Annotated in this window: 14 protein-coding genes; 7 read left to right on the forward strand and 7 right to left on the reverse strand. The window is 63.6% G+C overall.

Annotated features, from left to right (window positions below; translation table 11 throughout):
* The first annotated feature begins 144 nt into the window (after positions 1-144).
* Positions 145-681, forward strand: coding sequence for an Hsp20/alpha crystallin family protein (locus BT179_RS19750; protein WP_072431510.1), 537 nt, complete (start codon positions 145-147; stop codon positions 679-681).
* Positions 682-794: 113 nt separating this feature from the next.
* On the opposite strand, the gene BT179_RS19755 is transcribed toward BT179_RS19750, so the two are convergent.
* The 3 genes from BT179_RS19755 to BT179_RS19765 form a co-directional block, all read right to left on the reverse strand.
* A complete protein-coding gene (locus BT179_RS19755; RefSeq protein WP_072431509.1) occupies positions 795-2,150 on the reverse strand; it encodes an MBL fold metallo-hydrolase RNA specificity domain-containing protein in 1,356 nt (451 codons plus the stop codon).
* A gap of 97 nt (positions 2,151-2,247) precedes the next feature.
* On the reverse strand, positions 2,248-3,138 hold the full coding sequence (locus BT179_RS19760) for a universal stress protein (RefSeq protein ID WP_072431508.1): 891 nt from the start codon (positions 3,136-3,138) through the stop codon (positions 2,248-2,250).
* Positions 3,139-3,345: 207 nt separating this feature from the next.
* Positions 3,346-4,236: a universal stress protein gene (locus BT179_RS19765; RefSeq protein ID WP_072431507.1), complete on the reverse strand. Its 891-nt coding sequence runs from the start codon at positions 4,234-4,236 to the stop codon at positions 3,346-3,348.
* Between the two features lie 249 nt (positions 4,237-4,485).
* Here BT179_RS19765 and BT179_RS19770 point away from each other — a divergent pair, with 249 nt between their 5' ends.
* Positions 4,486-5,049 carry a GNAT family N-acetyltransferase gene (locus BT179_RS19770; RefSeq protein ID WP_072431541.1) on the forward strand — a complete coding sequence of 188 codons (564 nt, stop codon included), beginning with the start codon at positions 4,486-4,488 and terminating at the stop codon, positions 5,047-5,049.
* Positions 5,050-5,101: 52 nt separating this feature from the next.
* Here BT179_RS19770 and BT179_RS19775 read toward each other — a convergent pair whose 3' ends face one another.
* The gene (locus tag BT179_RS19775; RefSeq protein WP_072396540.1) at positions 5,102-6,013 is read right to left on the reverse strand and encodes a universal stress protein; all 912 of its coding nucleotides are present in this window, start codon (positions 6,011-6,013) and stop codon (positions 5,102-5,104) included.
* Positions 6,014-6,119: 106 nt separating this feature from the next.
* Complete coding sequence (locus tag BT179_RS19780; RefSeq protein ID WP_072431506.1) at positions 6,120-7,364, reverse strand: MgtC/SapB family protein; 1,245 nt, start codon at positions 7,362-7,364, stop codon at positions 6,120-6,122.
* 252 nt (positions 7,365-7,616) lie between these two features.
* Between BT179_RS19780 and BT179_RS19785 the strand changes: the two genes are divergently transcribed.
* The 5 genes from BT179_RS19785 to BT179_RS19805 all read left to right on the forward strand — a co-directional run bounded on the left by BT179_RS19785 (position 7,617) and on the right by BT179_RS19805 (position 13,456).
* Positions 7,617-8,540, forward strand: coding sequence for a universal stress protein (locus tag BT179_RS19785; RefSeq protein ID WP_072431505.1), 924 nt, complete (start codon positions 7,617-7,619; stop codon positions 8,538-8,540).
* On the forward strand, positions 8,541-11,360 hold the full coding sequence (locus BT179_RS19790; RefSeq protein ID WP_072431504.1) for a cation-transporting P-type ATPase: 2,820 nt from the start codon (positions 8,541-8,543) through the stop codon (positions 11,358-11,360).
* A 64-nt stretch (positions 11,361-11,424) separates the two neighbouring features.
* Complete coding sequence (locus BT179_RS19795; RefSeq protein WP_072396524.1) at positions 11,425-11,856, forward strand: YeeE/YedE family protein; 432 nt, start codon at positions 11,425-11,427, stop codon at positions 11,854-11,856.
* 2 nt (positions 11,857-11,858) lie between these two features.
* The gene (locus BT179_RS19800) at positions 11,859-12,317 is read left to right on the forward strand and encodes a YeeE/YedE family protein (RefSeq protein ID WP_072431503.1); all 459 of its coding nucleotides are present in this window, start codon (positions 11,859-11,861) and stop codon (positions 12,315-12,317) included.
* A 47-nt stretch (positions 12,318-12,364) separates the two neighbouring features.
* Positions 12,365-13,456 (forward strand): ArsO family NAD(P)H-dependent flavin-containing monooxygenase, encoded by a 1,092-nt coding sequence (locus BT179_RS19805; RefSeq protein ID WP_072431502.1) that lies wholly within the window; start codon positions 12,365-12,367, stop codon positions 13,454-13,456.
* 9 nt (positions 13,457-13,465) lie between these two features.
* On the opposite strand, the gene BT179_RS19810 is transcribed toward BT179_RS19805, so the two are convergent.
* Entirely contained in the window at positions 13,466-14,854 is a 1,389-nt protein-coding gene (locus BT179_RS19810; RefSeq protein WP_072431501.1) for a sensor histidine kinase, read from the reverse strand.
* Positions 14,851-15,513 carry a response regulator gene (locus BT179_RS19815; protein ID WP_072396710.1) on the reverse strand — a complete coding sequence of 221 codons (663 nt, stop codon included), beginning with the start codon at positions 15,511-15,513 and terminating at the stop codon, positions 14,851-14,853. Before BT179_RS19815 ends, BT179_RS19810 begins: the two co-directional genes overlap by 4 nt.
* Positions 15,514-15,515: the final 2 nt, after the last annotated feature.

A 15,515-nucleotide genomic window follows, 5' to 3' on the forward strand; every position in this document is an offset into this window, starting at 1 on the left:
CGACGAGGGTTACAGAACCTCGTCCTGTGAAGGCTTTCGCCAATTTCCAGTGTAGAAGTTGCAAGCGTGCATTGAACCGCCCGTAGACCGGTCCCCGGCGATCACGCCAGGGACCGTACGGACATCACCAAAGAGGAAGATCTCATGTCCAATTCAGTGAAAAAAATGCCGGTCAATACCGAAGAAAACGCTCCACATCGCGCCCGGACCGACTTCTGGCATCCGCTGGAGAAGCTCCGCCAGCAAGTCGACCACCTGTTCGACGATTTCAACCGAGGAACCGGGCTCTCCCCCTTCAACCAGGGACTGTTCGATGTGGAGCCCTTCTGGCGCCGCGAGTTTTCCACGAGCCTGCCGGCCGTGGACATCAGCGAAAAGGAAAAAAGCTTTGAAATCACCGCCGAGCTGCCCGGCATGGACCAGAAAGACATCGAAATCCGCCTGGCCAACGGCAACCTGATCATCAAGGGGGAGAAAAAAGAGGACAAGGAAGAAAAAAGGAAGGGGTATCACCTGTCCGAGCGCCATTACGGCTCGTTCGAGCGCGTGTTCAACCTGCCAAAAGGGATCGATACCGACAAGGTCGAGGCACAGTTCAGCAAAGGCGTGCTGACGCTGACGCTGCCGAAAAAGGCCGAAGCACTGAAAGCGGAAAAAGTCGTGCAGATCAAGGCTGATTGAACGCTTCGAACCTCGCCCCTCGCCGGCCAACGACGAGGGGCTTTTTTCCTGCCGGCTGTTCATCTGCGAATATAAACAGTCTGCCCGGGTTGTTCGCCCCCGGCGCCAGCCCTTCAGAGTTCGACGCTGTCGCGGTACTCCGGCACCGACACCGACCAGCCAAGCTCGTCGCGAATGCGATGACGCAGCACATCGGATGCGTTGGGCTCCCCATGAACGACATAGGTGTGCCGGGGCGGTGTCTTGAAACCACGCAGCCACTGCATGATTTCGTCCGCATCGGCATGGGCCGACAGCGTTTGCATGGGCACCACTTCGGCATTGATCGGCACATCCTTGCCATGGATCCGCACCGAAGGCTCCCCGGCCACGATCCTTGCGCCTCGCGTGCCGCCCGCCTGGAAACCGGGCATCAGCAAGGTGTTGATGGGATTGGGGGCCAGACTCTTGAGATGGTGCAGCACCCGGCCGCCCGTGGCCATGCCACTGGCAGCGATGATCACCGCCGGGGTGCGTTGCAGGTCCAGGGCCATGGAGTCCTTGGCCGAGCGCACCGGATGCGCGATGCGACACATGCCTTCGCACTCCTCCCTGGACAGGCGATGTTCATTGCCAAAACGTTGATATAGCCGCGTGACGTCGATGGCCATGGGACTGTTAAGGTAGATCGGCAAGTCCGGGATCGCCCGACGCTGCTTGAGGCGATACAAGTGATACATCAGCAACTGAGCGCGGCCGACCGTGAACGAGGGCACCAGGGTGATGCCCCGGCGCAACGCCGTGCGGGTGATCACCTCGGCCAATTGGTCTTCCGGGGAGTCACGGGGATGCAGGCGATCCCCATAGGTGGACTCCACCAGCAGATAGTCCGCCTGTTCGATCGCCTGGGGCGCGAACATGACCGGGTCCTCCGGCCGCCCCAGATCCCCGGAACAGACCAGAGTCACGCCGCCAGCCTGTACCTGGACGGTGGCGGCACCCAGGATGTGTCCGGCGCGACGCAACAGGATGTTAATGCCCCGGGCAATGTCCACGGGATGGTCGAACGCTATCGGGCGCAGCAGTTTCAGCGCCCGCTCGGCATGTTCCACGGTATACAGGGGCAGCGCCGGCTCATGCTTCGAGAATCCCCTGCGATTGGCGTACTCGGCTTCCTCCTCCTGCAATCGCGCACTGTCGCGCAAAAGGATCTTGAGCAGCTCGCACGTTGCAGCCGTGGCATAGACCGGTGCGCGATAACCGTTGCGCACCAGCACCGGCAGATAGCCGCTGTGGTCCAGGTGGGCGTGGGTCAGCACAATCGCATCCAGGTCACGTACCGGCAGTTGGAACGGGTCCCAGTTGTGCAGGCGCAACTGCTTGTAGCCCTGGAACAGCCCGCAATCGACCAGCACGCGCTGCTCGTCATGCTCCAGCAGGTATTTACTGCCGGTGACGGTGCCAGCCGCTCCCAGAAATGTCATGCGCATGGCGATGCCCCTGAACGTTCGATAGATGCGCTATCGGTCATGGTGTCGGCCCTGGCCAGTGCCGTTTCGTTCAACGACGCGGCCGGGGCCCGCCTGGTCATACCGCCAGGACACTGCATTGCACCTGGTAGAGGATGTGTTCCGTGGTGCTGCCCAGCAGGCCGAGAGGATCGCTGCGTTGGGATCGCCCCATGACGATCACGTCGACCTCATGCTCCAAAGCGAATTCACTGAGGGCAGGGACCGGTTGCCCGAGCAGGAAATGCCTGCGTTCGGCGGGTACCCCGAAGAGATTGGCCAGCTCCAGGAACGATCTTTCCAGGGCCCGGCGCAGCTCCTTGCTGAGCTGCGAAAGCGCCAGGCCGCCGCCTCCCGCGTCGCCCAGGTAAACGGACGACACGTCGAAAGCATGGACCAGGTGCAACTCGGCATCGCATTGCAACGCCAGCCCCAGGGCCTGGCGGATAATCCGGTCGTTGAGCCCGCTGTTGTGTGCAAATGTGCTGGAAGGGTCCACTGCCGCGATGACTTTGCGGGGCAAGGCGTGGCCGGTGGCTCCCACCAGGTATGACGGAACGGGGCATTCGCGCAGCAGATGCCAGTCCAGGGGCGTGAAGAAAGCGCGCTTGAGCAAGGATTCATGCTGGACCTGCTTGATCAGCAGGTCGGGCTGGAACTGGGTGACGTGCTCCAGGATCTGTTGGCGCATGGCCTCGGCCCATGCCACCTCGGTGGTGATCCGCAAACCTCGATGACGCATCTGCTCGGCCTCGGTCTCCAACCAATTGCGCTGGTCCTGGAAATAGTTCTGGCGCGCTTCTTCACGCGGCTCTTCCTCGAGCAACGAGAGCACGCCCAGCGAAGGGATCAAGGCGGTGACATGCAGGTGCGCCTCGCTGGCGGCCGCCAGGGCAGCGGCGTGATGGAGCGCGGGAGAATGCCGTTGTGCCGGGTTGAGGATCAGCAACAGGCGTTGGTATTGGCTCATGATGATGGATCTCCAGAGTCGGGCGCGGCTGCCACGGCGCAGAGTTCGTCTCCAGCGCCACGATCCACCGGGCCGTTGCGAACGGCACGTCATGGAACGATTGTGGAGCGCGGTACCGAGCCCGACTTGATTTACATCAGATCCCGGGCTCGCCGGTGCTGCAACAGGCCAGCAGCGCAACCGGGGGCTGGCCGACGGGGCCACGGCTCACTTGACCGCCAACAGACTGCCCGGCACCGAATACAGCGCCCGCTCCGTCGTACTGCCGATCAAGCGCTCCAGGCCGACGCGCTGCGTGGTCCCCATGACCACCACGTCGGCCTCGAACGCTTCGATCAACTCGTGGATCACCGGTACCGGCTGGCCGACGACGAAGTGCCGTCGCTCGGCTGGCACGCCTTGGCTCTGGGCAAGGTTGATGAACGCCGCGTGCAGCGACTCGCGCAGGGCGTCGGCGAAATCCTCGTCCCAGGCCCCGGCCAGCAGCGACGCCTCACCGTTGAAAGCCGGCGTCAGGTCGCAGGCGTACAGCAAATGCAACGAAGCATCGCATTGCAGGGCCAAGGCGCCGGCCGTCCGGACGATCTGCTCGTTCAAGGCATTGGCCTGGGGGTCGGAGGGGTCCACGGCAGCTACCACCTGGCGCGGCAAGCCATGCACCGCCTGGTTGACCAGGTGCACCGGCACCGGGCAGTCGCGCAGCAGATGGCAATCCAGCGGCGTGACGAAGACCCGCTTGAGCAAGGGTTCGAGGGTGACATCCTTGATCAGCAGGTCTGGCTTGAAGGTTTCGACATAGTGCAGGATTTCAAGCAGCGGATGCAGGGTCCAAGTCACATGAGTCGTCACCTCCAGCCCCTCCTCCCGGAGCAGCGCCGCCTCCTCCACCATCCAGCGACGGTAGCGGTGCAGATAACGCTGCACCGTCGCCTGGTCGATCTTTTCACCCCACAGGTGCGTGCGCGGCGGTGGCTGGACAAAGGCACACAAATGCAGCAGCGCGCCGCTGGCCCTGGCCAGGGCACAGGCTCGGCGCATGGCGGCAGAGGGATGCAGGTCGGGTTCGACGATCAATAGCAGACGCTGGTATTGCCCCATCGCACACCTCCATCGGGCCGTTCGACTCCGACTGTGAAAGGTGCTTCAGTCGGTTTGCAGCACGATCTGCAGCGTGCACCCATCGAGCCCCCAAGCGGTTTGATCTGAATCAAGCGCAGGGCAATCGACAGATGGGAACACGAGCACTGATCCAGATCAGAATCGGCCGGCGCGGTCAGGGTAGAACGGTTCGCAATGCGCATGCTTTTGCGGCGCACCGCTCGTTCCCATCCGATGGAGGATCGCATCATGCTCACTGCCAAAGACCACAACGAACGCGCTGCCGCCCTGTACGCCAGTATCAGCGGCAAACACTGGGTACAGGCCCTCAAGGACGGCCGGCACGTCTTGATCAGGCCTCTCAGGGACGAAGATCGCCAGCGTGAATATGATTTCATCAAGCGCCTGTCACCCGAATCGCGGCACATGCGTTTTCTGGCGCAAGTCACCGAGCCGGGCACGGCATTGCTCGATCAGTTGATGGATGTCGATTGCAAGGCGCGCATGGCCTATATCGCCCTGGTCCATGACAACGGCCAACTGGTCGAGATCGGAGTCAGCCGCTATTGCGCGACCACGGAACATGAATGCGAATGCGCGGTGACCGTGGCCGACGCCTGGCAGCACCTGGGACTGGGAACATTGCTGATGGAGCATCTGATCGACGCAGCGCGCAAGAACGGCTTTCGCCAGATGTATTCGGTCGACGCTGCCAGCAATGCTGCGATGCGTGATCTGGCCCATGGCCTGGGGTTCGAAACCCGCACCGATCCCGACGATACCCGGCAGGTCATCCACCGGCTCTATCTGTAGCCCTGGACGCTGGCGCGAGGTCCGCAGGCGGCCTCGCGCAGCGCCCGCCTCGTCACGCCTGCGGCTTGACCGCCCAGATGCTGCAGGGTGCCCGCTGCAACAGCAGTTCGGCGGTGGTGCCCAGGCGTCTGTCCAGGCCACGATGCTCGGTGGTGCCCATGACGATGACATCGATCTGTTGGTCGGCAGCGAAGGTGCAGATACTGTTCACTGGCGAGCCTTCGATGAAATGACGTTGCTGCGGCGCGACCCCGTGGCGCTCGGCCAGATACCCGAACACGTCGTGTTGTGCCTCGCCCAGCGCTTCGTAGAGTCCGGTGGCCAGGGGGAGCGTGCCAATGCCCATGTCCGAGGCATAAACGGCCGTCCAGTCGAAGGCATGCAACAGCTCGACCTGGGCATTGCATTGCTCGGCCAGCTTGACCGCGGCGTCGACGATCCGGTCGTTGAACACCCTGTCTTGCTCCTCGCTGCGCAGCACGTCGACAATCGCCAGGATTCGCCGTGGCCGAGGGTGGCGCGGGTCGGTGACCAGATGCACCGGCACCGGGCAGTCGCGCAGCAGGCGCCAGTCCAGCGGGGTGAAGAAAATTCGCTTCAGCGCCGGTTCCGGCTGGGCATCCTTGATGATCAGGGCCAGTGGCATCTCTTTGACGTATTGCTGCAAGGCCTGGTAGGCCTCCTTGCCCCAGATCACCTCGCACGTCACTTCAACCCCATGCCGACGCGCCAGCTCGGCCTGCTGCCATAGCCAGTGTCGATGGGTCTCGAGGTAACCGTCACGCGCCCGCTTGACCTGATCCGGGGCGAAAAGGCCGGCCATCGAAAGCACTTCCAGATAATCGATGGCCACGATATGCAGGGGCAGGTCCAGCGCCAGGGCCAGTTCGGTGGCGCGGTCGAACGCTGGCGTACGAATCATGGCGTCAGGCGCCACCAGTAACAATCGTTGAGTCTGGGACATGGAAGACCTCGGCACGTGGCGTCAGCCACTCAAGGGATGGAGGACTCCAGCATGATCGCCTGCCGCAGACACGCCTTGATCTTCATCAAAGGGCCATCGATCAGCCTCACAGGCTGGGGAGCAAGAGTCCGCTCCACCACGCCAAGGTCACCAGGACCTGGCCGGGAATGACGTATCCGGCGAACCGTCGTCCGCCGCTGAGCCAGGCCACCGCGCACTTGCTCAGCGAGTTGGTGCTCAGGGCCATCAGGACTGGCACGGCGCTGCCGTCGAGAGACAACAAGCCGGCCTTCGCCAGGGATGCGATGGAGGCTATCGAGGCATGGGCGTCGGCCAGCCCGCTGAAGATGGCGGTCAGGATCACCCCTGTCTGCCCGAAATGGTCGAGCATCGCCGAGGACAGGAGCGCGATCCCCGTCATCGCCAGCGTCACCAGGAGCGCCAGCTTGAGGTTGAACGCACCGCCCACCCTGATCGGTTCATCGACCTGCCCCTTGGGGCGGGGAAACATCAGCAGACCGGCATACAGCAGGGTCATCGACACGCCGCACAGTATCGGCCCCCATATCCAGCGCAACAACGCCGGCTCCACGGCGCCGAGGATCAATGCCATCTGCGCCAGCGTGGCCAGGTTCGACAGTATCGCGGCGGCGCTCAGCGCCTTGATGTCGTTCGGCTGCCGGGCGGCGATGTCCCCCATGGCGGCGATGGTCGCCGTAGCGGAGGCAAACCCCGAGGCAATGGCGCTGACCGCGTAACCGTAGCGGGCACCCAGGGTACGGACCGCGACATGCCCCAGCGCGCCCACCGCCATCAGCATGACCGTCAAGGTGCAGATGGTGCGCAGGTTGATGGCATTGAAGGGCCCGAGGAAACGATCCGGCGCCAGCGGCAGCACCACCAGCGCAGCGATCAACAGCACCAGGCCGTCGCGCAGTTCGGCGGCGGTCAACTGGCTGCGGGCAAAGTGGTGCAACGCCTGGCGACTGGCGAGCAGCCCCACCATCACCACCCCGATCGCCGTCGCCAGGGCCGGGGCACTCACACACAACGCGCCCAGCACCAGTACTGCGAACAACGCCACTTCAGTGGTGATACCCGGGTCCTTGTCGAGGCTTTTCCAATGCGCCGCCGTGACCAAGGCGCCCAAGGCCAGCATCACGAACCCCAGCAACAGGGGCCCGCCCACCTGGACCGTGAGGTAGCCCAGCAATGAAGTAACGGCAAAGGTGCGCAAACCGGCGAAATCACGCTGGTCGCCCTCGCCCTTGCGCCGCTCGCGCTCCAGCCCGACCAGCAGGCCGATACCCAGCGCTGCCGCAGCATTGGCGAAGACCAGGGGCTCGGTCATGGGAACGACTCGATGGCGATTGCTCCGCTGATGTCTGGGGCCAGCCCCAAGCCTGCCTCATGCGGGCCCGGGAACGACTGTTCATGATCAACCATAGCGCCATTGCCTGGCCCTTGCCGCTCTTCAAGCAACGCTTTCAACCGAGGTTGATACAAATCAAGTTCTTCAGGCCCGAGGCGCTCATGATCGAACCAGACACCACGCCGAGCGAAGGGTCGCCCGGTGCCTACAGGTCCTTCCGGGAGGTTTGTCATGTCTACGCAACCACGTCTGATGCTGGTCGTTTCGCCGCTGATGGAACACAGCCCCGCCTTCGATCGCGCGGCCGCCCTGGCCAAGGCCGAAGGTGCCGCGCTGCACATCGTGGCTTTCGACTACCTGGAAGGCCTGGCCACGGCCGCGCTGGTCAATGAGCAGGCGCTGGAGCAGATGCGCCTCGGCTATATCGAACGCCATCGCCAGTGGCTGGAGGAACAGGCCAGGCCGCTGCGCAAGCTCGGTATCGAAGTCACCACGGAGGTGGCCTGGGTCGAGCGCCCCCTGCAGGAAATCCTGATCCATCTCAAGGAACAGCCGATGGACGCGCTGATCAAGTCGGTGGACGCGCAGTCCTGGTTCACGCGCATGATGTTCACCCCGCTGGACGTCCACCTGCTGCGCGAGTGCGAAGTGCCGCTGCACTTCGTCAACAAAGCCACGCATGCGCGCCCGCGCAAGATCCTGGCCGCCATCGATCCGTTCCATCACGACGGACGCTACGAAGGCCTCAACGACCGGATCCTGAACGAAGCCAACAAGCTGGCGACGGCCTGTGACGCAACGCTGGAGGTGGTCTACGCCTACGACCTGTCATCCATCACCGCCGCCGAATACGGCTTTGGCAATGGGTCGGTGTTCTTCTCCTCGACCCTGGCCCGGCAACTCTACGAATCCCAGGGCGCGGCATTCGATGCCCTGGCCGAACGCAATGGCATTGCCCCGCAACAGCGGCGCATGATCATGGGCGACCCGGCCAAGGTCCTGACCAGCTACGCAGCCTCCCATGACATTGACGTCATCGTCATGGGACGAGTGCGCTACAGCGGCCTGGACAAGCTGATCGGCAGCACCGTCGAGGCGTTGCTCTACAAGATGCCCTGCAGCGTATGGGTCATCGCACCGCAGCAGGTCGACTGAATGTCGGAACGTCAGCCTGGGTGGGCGGTTCAACTGAGCGCCGCAAGCGCAGACAGCGTAAGCGCGCCGTCGGGCGATGCAGCGGCCGAGCGCGTGCCTGGCACCGCCGATGCCGTAGCCTGGCACACGCTGCCCGCCGAACAGGTATTGAGCCGGCTCCAGGTCAACGGGCGTGCCGGGCTCGGCCCCGACGAGGTTGGCGCCCGGCGCGAGCGCAGCGGCTTGAATTGCCTGCCCGCCGCCCCCCCTCGACCGGCATGGCGGCGGTTCCTGCAGCAATTCAACAATATCCTGATTCATGTGCTGCTGGGCTCAGCGCTTATTACCGCGGTGTTGCAGCACGTGTGGGACACGGTGGTCATCCTCGCCGTGGTCATCGCCAATGCGATCATCGGTTTTGTCCAGGAGGGCAAGGCGGAGAAGGCCATGGATGCCATCCGTCAGATGCTGGCGCCCCGGGCGGCGGTGATTCGTGGCGGCAAACGGATCAGCATCGCAGGCGAAGAGCTGGTACCGGGCGACATCGTTTTGCTGGAGGCCGGCGACAAGGTCCCGGCCGATCTGCGCTTGCTGCACGCAAACAGACTCCAGGTCCACGAAGCCATCCTGACCGGTGAATCCGCCCCGGCCGAAAAAAATACCGGGCCCGTGAGCCTGGACGCCGCCCTGGGCGATCGTGCCTGCATGGTCTTCAGCGGTACCCTCGTCACCTGTGGCCAAGCCACCGGCGTGGTCGTCGCCACCGCGACCTCGACTCAGATCGGTCGGATCAGCGACCTGCTGTCCGGAGTCGCTCCCCTGACCACTCCCCTCGTGCAGCAGATGAACGTCCTGGCTCGCTGGCTGACGATACTGATCCTGTTGATCGCCGGCCTGCTGCTGGTCTACGGACACTTCGCAGGCCACTATCGGTTCACTGAAATATTCATGGTCGTGGTGGGCATGTCGGTGGCGGCGATTCCCGAAGGGCTGCCCGCCGTGCTGACCATCACCCTGGCGGTCGGGGTTCGCGCGATGGCCCGCCGCAACACCATCGTGCGACACCTTCCCACCATCGAGACACTGGGTTGCGTATCGGTCATCTGCACGGACAAGACCGGCACCCTCACTCGCAACGAGATGATGGTGACGTCCGTCGTCACCAGCGACTTCACCTTCACCGTCGATGGTGCGGGTTATCGGCCAGAGGGCGGCATGAGCCTGGCCGACCAGTTGATCGACACCTCCAGTCATCCGGTGCTGGCCGAGTTGGCCCTGGTCGCCAGCCTGTGCAACGACGCCATGTTGAGCCAGCGAGAGGATGACTGGAAAGTCGAGGGCGACCCCATGGAGGGTGCGCTGCTGGTCTTTGCCGCAAAAGCCGGCATCGACAGTGAAGAAGAACGTCGCACCTGGACCCGTACCGATACCATCCCGTTCGACGCAAGGCATCGCTTCATGGCGACACTGCATCACAACCACGCGCGACAAGCCTCGATCCTGGTAAAGGGTGCCCCGGAGCAGATGCTCGGCATGTGCTCCCGGCAGCGTGGCGCCAACGGTGACGGCGAGCCGCTGGACGCAGGGTATTGGCGTGCACAGGTGGACACCCTTGCCCGGCAGGGCCAGCGGGTACTGGCATTGGCAAGCCACACGGTACGCCCCGAGCACACTGTCCTGGAACTGGCGGACATCCAGGGTCCCCTGACCCTACTTGGCATGGTTGCCATGATCGATCCACCTCGATCGGAAACCCTACAAGCCATCAAGCAATGCCAGGGAGCCGGTATCGTGGTGAAAATGATCACCGGGGATCATTCCGGCACCGCCTGCGCCATCGGTCACCAGATCGGCCTGCGCAACCCCGACAAGGTCCTGACGGGCCTCGACCTGGACGCCATGGACGACGTCGCCCTGAAGGAAGCCGTGAAAGCGGTGAACATCTTCGCCCGCACCAGTCCCGAACATAAACTCCGGCTGGTGATGTCGCTGCAGTCCAACGGCATGACGGTGGCAATGACAGGAGATGGGGTCAACGATGCCCCCGCCTTGAAACGCGCGGACGCCGGTATCGCCATGGGCGAAAAAGGCAGCGAGGCGGCCAAGGAAGCCGCGGACCTGGTGCTGGCCGATGACAACTTCGCTTCCATCGTCGCCGCCGTGCGCGAGGGCCGGACGGTCTACGACAACATCAAGAAAGTGCTGAGCTGGACGTTGCCGACCAACGCGGGCGAAACCATGACCATCGTGGTTGCCTTGCTGCTGGGCATTACCCTGCCAGTGACGCCGATACAGATCCTGTGGATCAACCTGATCACCGCTGTCACCCTGGGCATCGCCCTGGCCTTCGAACCGACCGAAGAGAACACCATGCGCAGGCCGCCACGACCAAGGCAGGCACCTCTGATCAGCGGTGCGCTGATCTGGCATATGGTGCTGGTTTCCATACTGTTCCTCTGCGGTGTCTACGGGATCTTTTCCTATGCCCTGAACCGCGGTTATTCCGTGGAGCTGGCGCGGACCCTCGCCGTGAACACCCTGGTCGTCATGGAGATCTTCCACCTGTTCTTCATCAGAAATCTCTACGGTACCTCGCTGACCTGGAAAGGCGTCCGAGGCACCAGGGTCGTCTGGACGACCATCGCCGCGGTCAGCCTTGCCCAGCTAGCCATTACCTATGTACCGGCGCTGCAGGCAGTATTCGCGACACAGGCGATTGCCTGGATCGACGGGTTGCTGGTCATCGGGGTGGGCATGGCCCTGTTCGCGATCATCGAGATTGAAAAACAGATCCGACTGCGCCTGACCGAGTCCAAGCGCGCAACGCCACTGGACGAATGAAGCCTGTCGCTGTACAGAGTTGACCGACGTCGCCTGCAATCAACGGATGTACCGGAGAACGCCCATGAATATAGACTGGCTCAACTTCACGCCGTGGTCATCCCTGGCCGGAGGGATGTTGATCGGCCTGGCGGCCAGCCTGTTCGTCGTCGCCAATGGCCGGATCGCCGGCGTCAGCGGACTGATCGCCAGTCTGCTGGAGCGTGGGGAAGGCTTGAGCGAGAAGGCCCTGTTCATCCTGGGTCTGCTCGTCGCACCACTGTTCTGGGGTCTGTTCACCTCGTTGCCGGCAATCGAATTCCAGAGTGGTTGGTTCGGCCTTATCGTCGCGGGCCTGTTGGTGGGGGTCGGCACCCGCTACGGTTCAGGATGCACGAGCGGCCATGGGGTGTGCGGCCTATCGCGACTCTCGCCGCGCTCGATGATCGCCACGGCGTGCTTCATGTTCAGTGGCTTTGCCACGGTGTTTGTCCTGCGCCACGCAACAGGAGCCTGAACATGCCCAAGCTCACCGCATTCATTGCCGGGTTGCTCTTTGGCCTGGGCCTTCTCCTGGCCGGCATGGCCAACCCGAAGAAGGTACTGGCGTTCCTCGACCTGGCCGGCGCCTGGGATCCGTCCCTGGCATTGGTGATGACAGGCGCGATCGGCACGGCCATCGGCCCATTGGCCTGGGCACGCCGACAGTCCCGCTCACTGCTGGGCAACCCCATGCAACTGCCGGTCAAGCGTGAGCTGGATCGCCGCCTGGTCGGTGGCAGCCTGATATTCGGCATCGGCTGGGGCATCGCCGGCATTTGCCCCGGGCCTGCGGCTGCGGTCTTGCTGACGGGACGCTGGCAGGCCCTTGTGTTCACCCTGGCGATGCTGGCGGGCATGTTGCTGTTCATGGCCCTGGAGGCCCGGCGCAACCGCCCCACGCTCAACGCCGGCACCCCGCGTCATGAGCGGCCATAGGTACCTGCCCGTGGCGCTTTTCCATTCTCGCTACAGGTATGGCCGTCATGTCCCGTTCACAGCCTGATCGTTTCGATGTCGTCATTATCGGCGCAGGCCAGGCTGCCCTGGCGACAGCCTATTTCCTGCGCCGCACGCCGTTCTCGTTCGTCATGCTCGACGCCCAGGAAGGACCGGGAGGCGCGTGGCGACATGGCTGGAACTCGCTGCGACTGTTCTCCCCCGCGACCTGGAGCTCGCTCCCCGGCTGGATGATGCCCCCCACGCAGGACGGCTATCCGTCGCGCAACCATGTGATCGATTACCTCGACCGGTACGAGCAGCGCTATGGATTGGAGGTGGTGCGACCGGTGCGGGTGACCGCTGTGGAGCGTATCCAAGGCGGTTTACGGGTCAGCGCCGCGGACCGGCAATGGGAGGCACGGGTGGTGGTCAGTGCGACAGGTACCTGGAGCAATCCCTATATCCCCCGCTACCCTGACGCCGCCCTGTTCGCCGGCCAGCAACTGCATTCGGCCCATTATGTCGAGGCGCGGCCGTTCGCCGGCAAGAACGTCCTGGTGGTGGGAGGCGGCAATTCCGGCGCGCAGATCCTGGCCGAGGTATCCAGGGTCGCCAGGACCACCTGGGTCACTCCCCAGGCCCCGCTGTTCCTTCCCGACGAGGTGGATGGGCGTGTGCTGTTCGAACGTGCCACCGAACGCTGGAAGGCTCAACAGCAAGGGCGTGTGATCGACCAGCCCGTGGGTGGTTTGGGGGACATTGTCATGGTGCCGCCGGTGGTCGAGGCACGTGAACGCGGCGTCCTGCAGTCGGTACGACCTTTTGAGCGCTTCAGCCGCAACGGTGTGATATGGGCCAATGGCAGTGAGTCGCTCGTGGACGTGGTGATCTGGTGCACCGGGTTCAGGCCCGCCTTGCAGCACCTGGAGACCCTGGTACCCATTGACCGCGAGGGGCGTGTCGAAGTCCAGGGGACCCGCTCGATTCAGGAGCCCAGGCTATGGCTGGTCGGTTATGGCGAGTGGACCGGTTCGGCTTCCGCGACCCTGATCGGCGTCACGCGCACGGCACGCAGCACTGCCAGCGAAATAGCCGCCTTTCTCAGCGCACACCCCACCGACAACGGGCCCGGGTAGCTCAACCCGCTACACGGAAGGCACATTCCTCTGGCGCTGGCCGATCTCCAGGGTCGCGCACAATCCGCCCTCCGGTCGATTTTCCAATCGGATGCGCCCTCCCAGACGCTCTGCGATGGTCCGTACGATGGTCAGTCCCAGACCGGCGCCCTGATCGTTGCCGCGGCTGTAGAAGCGTTCGAAAAGCCGTTCACGCTCGGCTTCATCGATGCCGGGCCCCTGGTCCTCGACCGACAGTTCGTAATGATCCTCCTTGCGCACGAGGCGTACGGTGATCTGTCCGTGGGCGGGAGAGAAATTGGCGGCATTGGTCACCAGGTTGTTCAGGGCGATATGAACCGCCACCGGGTCGATGTCCACTGGTGCGATGTCGTCACCGACCTCCAGAACCAGTTCCAGTCCTTTGCTCAATAGCCATGGCGTCAATTGGACCAGGCCTTCACGAACCGTGGCGGGCAGGTCGATCGCCTTGGACATGGCAGCGCCGGTCTGCGGTTCGAGGCGTGCCATGGTGAGCAATTGATTGACCAGGCGCGTGGTGCGATCGACACCGGCCAGCAGATGCTCGAGGGATTCGCGGCGGCTTTGCTCGCTACCCGCTTCCATCAGGTTCTGCGCATGCACCCTGAGCACGGCCAGGGGCGTGCGCATCTCATGGGCGGCATCGGCGATGAAGCGTCGCTCGCGGCCCATCACCTCCTGGATTTGCGCCAGCACGCGGTTGAGCGCCGCCTGCATGGGCTCAAGCTCCGTCGGCAACGGCACCATCCGCAGCGGTTCGAGCGAGCCTGGGTGCCGGGCCCGCAATGTCGCCGCCATGTCCACCAGGGGCTTGAGTCCCCAGCCGATGGCCAGCCAGATCACCGTGGCCAGGAGCACGCTGCCGATCAGGTTCGGCAGCACGGTATGACGAACGATACGGTCCACCAGGTCGGCGCGCACATCGTCGCGCTCCCCTACCCAGATCTTCAGGCCGTACTGCGGGTCGTCCAGCACGAATGCCCGCCATGTGTGGTTCTTCTGGTCCACCACTTCGCTGAAACCGGCGGCGGTCGGTGGCGAAGCGAGGGACGGCGCGCTGGACGTGTGAACCAGCACGGCACCTTGTGAATTCCAGACCTGGAACGCGATCTTGCTTTCGTAGGGGTGACCATCGACCTTGGGCACCGCCAGCCCCAGCGCCGAATTGAATGCCTGGTACAGCTCGGCGTGTTCCTTGCTCGCCATGGGCATGCGCATGACGCCCTGCAGCAGCCGGGCATTCTGCGCCAGTTGCGCATCATAGACTTCAGCGATTTCGTGGTTGCTGTCATGCAGGTTGAAGACCGTGATGATCATCAGGCCAAGGAACAGGAGCCCGAGGATCAGCGTCAGGGTACGGCGGCGGATCGAACTCATCGACACTCCTCCACCAGATAGCCGACACCGCGGATGGTGCGGATCAGGTCGCTGGAGAATTTCTTGCGCAGATGATGAATATGCACTTCGAGGGTGTTGCTCTCGGCCTCCTCGCTCCAGCCGTACAGCAGCTGCATCAGGTGATCGCGGGTCATGACCCGTCCCGGGGGCGAGAGCAGCTCGTGGAGCAACTGATACTCCTTGGGCGTCAATGCCACCGGTTTGCCCTGGTAGCTGACCTGCTGGGTACCGGGATTCAGGCTGATGCCGGCGTGCTCGATCAGCGCCTGGGCACGGCCGGCGCTGCGGCGCAGCAAGGCCCTCAGCCGGGCCTTGAGCTCCGCCAGGTCGAAGGGCTTGATCAGGTAATCGTCCGCCCCGGCATCCAGCCCGGCGATCCGGTCTTCGGTGGCGTCGCGGGCGGTGAGAATCAGTACCGGCAGGTTGGATCCGCTGTCGCGCAAGCGGCGCAGCACCTGCAGGCCGTCCATGCGCGGCAGCCCCAGGTCGAGGACCGCCAGGTCAAAGGTTTCACTGCGCAGTGCATGCAAGGCACTGCTCCCATCCTGCAGCCAGTCGACGGTATAGCCCTCGCGGCCCAGCGCCTGACGAATGCCCTCGCCCAGCGCCACATCGTCCTCGATCAGTAATAAGCGCACGC

This window comes from Pseudomonas sp. NFACC43, assembly GCF_900119645.1.
In the GTDB taxonomy this organism is placed as follows: domain Bacteria; phylum Pseudomonadota; class Gammaproteobacteria; order Pseudomonadales; family Pseudomonadaceae; genus Aquipseudomonas.

What these genes read in the sequence shown, in the direction of transcription:
- BT179_RS19790 (WP_072431504.1), top strand. Translation starts at nt 8,541, where the DNA reads ATGTCGGAACGTCAGCCTGGGTGGGCGGTTCAACTGAGCGCCGCAAGC.
- BT179_RS19775 (WP_072396540.1), bottom strand. Translation starts at nt 6,013, where the DNA reads ATGTCCCAGACTCAACGATTGTTACTGGTGGCGCCTGACGCCATGATT.
- BT179_RS19760 (WP_072431508.1), bottom strand. Translation starts at nt 3,138, where the DNA reads ATGAGCCAATACCAACGCCTGTTGCTGATCCTCAACCCGGCACAACGG.
- BT179_RS19765 (WP_072431507.1), bottom strand. Translation starts at nt 4,236, where the DNA reads ATGGGGCAATACCAGCGTCTGCTATTGATCGTCGAACCCGACCTGCAT.
- BT179_RS19805 (WP_072431502.1), top strand. Translation starts at nt 12,365, where the DNA reads ATGTCCCGTTCACAGCCTGATCGTTTCGATGTCGTCATTATCGGCGCA.
- BT179_RS19810 (WP_072431501.1), bottom strand. Translation starts at nt 14,854, where the DNA reads ATGAGTTCGATCCGCCGCCGTACCCTGACGCTGATCCTCGGGCTCCTG.
- BT179_RS19800 (WP_072431503.1), top strand. Translation starts at nt 11,859, where the DNA reads ATGCCCAAGCTCACCGCATTCATTGCCGGGTTGCTCTTTGGCCTGGGC.
- BT179_RS19770 (WP_072431541.1), top strand. Translation starts at nt 4,486, where the DNA reads ATGCTCACTGCCAAAGACCACAACGAACGCGCTGCCGCCCTGTACGCC.
- BT179_RS19750 (WP_072431510.1), top strand. Translation starts at nt 145, where the DNA reads ATGTCCAATTCAGTGAAAAAAATGCCGGTCAATACCGAAGAAAACGCT.
- BT179_RS19755 (WP_072431509.1), bottom strand. Translation starts at nt 2,150, where the DNA reads ATGCGCATGACATTTCTGGGAGCGGCTGGCACCGTCACCGGCAGTAAA.
- BT179_RS19780 (WP_072431506.1), bottom strand. Translation starts at nt 7,364, where the DNA reads ATGACCGAGCCCCTGGTCTTCGCCAATGCTGCGGCAGCGCTGGGTATC.
- BT179_RS19785 (WP_072431505.1), top strand. Translation starts at nt 7,617, where the DNA reads ATGTCTACGCAACCACGTCTGATGCTGGTCGTTTCGCCGCTGATGGAA.
- BT179_RS19795 (WP_072396524.1), top strand. Translation starts at nt 11,425, where the DNA reads ATGAATATAGACTGGCTCAACTTCACGCCGTGGTCATCCCTGGCCGGA.